General features: G+C 62.7%; 2 protein-coding genes. Both read left to right on the forward strand.

Annotated features, from left to right (window positions below):
- A partial coding sequence (locus H5U38_12320; protein ID MBC7187809.1) for a membrane dipeptidase occupies nt 1-745 on the forward strand: 745 nt, incomplete at its 5' end.
- Nucleotides 746-816: 71 nt separating this feature from the next.
- The coding region (locus tag H5U38_12325; protein MBC7187810.1) for a hypothetical protein at nt 817-1,082 on the forward strand (266 nt) is incomplete at its 3' end.

A 1,082-nucleotide genomic window follows, 5' to 3' on the forward strand; every position in this document is an offset into this window, starting at 1 on the left:
CGACCTCGGGGCGCGCTACATCACCCTGTGCCACACCGCCAACAACGACATCTGCGACTCGTCCACCGACCGTAACGGCCCGGAGCACCACGGGCTCAGCGAATTCGGCAAGCAGGTGGTGGCGGAGATGAACCGTCTGGGTATGATCGTAGACGTTTCCCACATTTCGGATGAGGCTTTTGCCGACGTCCTCGAAGTGAGCAAAGCTCCGGTGATCGCCTCGCACTCCTGTGCCCGGGCTCTGTGCAACAACCCGCGCAACCTGAGCGATGATATGCTGGTGAAACTGGCGCAAAAGGGTGGGGTGATGCAGATGTGCATCTTGAGCGCCTACGTGAAGGACACGCCGCCCAATGCGGAGCGCGAGGCCGCCTTGCGCAAGCTGCGCGAGAAGTACGGCTCCTGGGGCCAAATCAAGGACGAGAAGGTGCGCGAGCAGCTGCGCCAGGAGTGGGAAGCCATCGACGCCCAGTATCCCGAGCCCAAGGCCACGGTGCAGGACGTGGTGGACCACATCGATCATGTGGTAAAGCTGGTGGGCATCGACTATGTGGGCATCGGCACGGACTTTGACGGCGGAGGCGGCGTAGTCGGCTGCGACGACGTTTCCGAGATGCCCAACATCACCCTTGAGCTCGTCAAGCGGGGGTACTCGGAGGAGGACATTGCCAAAATCTGGGGCGGCAACTTCATGCGCGTGTTCAGAGAAGTGATTCAGGAGGCGGAGAGGGAAAGGGCGGAGTGAGGCCCCAACTGTCCTCGAGGATCCAACGTGCAACCAGAGGCCATGGGAAAGGACGGAGAGAGGGCTGAGAGATGCCGCGAAGAAGGACCTCAAGAATAGAGCAAGACGGCGTGCGGGATTTCCGGCACGGAGAAGCCCGGCGCAAGAACAACCCCCCGGCCGGCGTCGCGCCCACCTACGAAGTCCGCGAGCGGCAGACGACGCCGTACGCCTACGACCCGCATCTGGACCCGCAGCTTCAATGGGCGGGCAAGGCGGAGCACACCAGCTTCGAGGTGGATGTGGTCTCGCTCCACATCCACGAGCGGGTGTCCACGAAAGCGATCCTACGGGCCGT

Source organism: Calditrichota bacterium, from assembly GCA_014359355.1.
Classification (GTDB): domain Bacteria; phylum Zhuqueibacterota; class Zhuqueibacteria; order JANLFK01; family Oleimicrobiaceae; genus Oleimicrobium.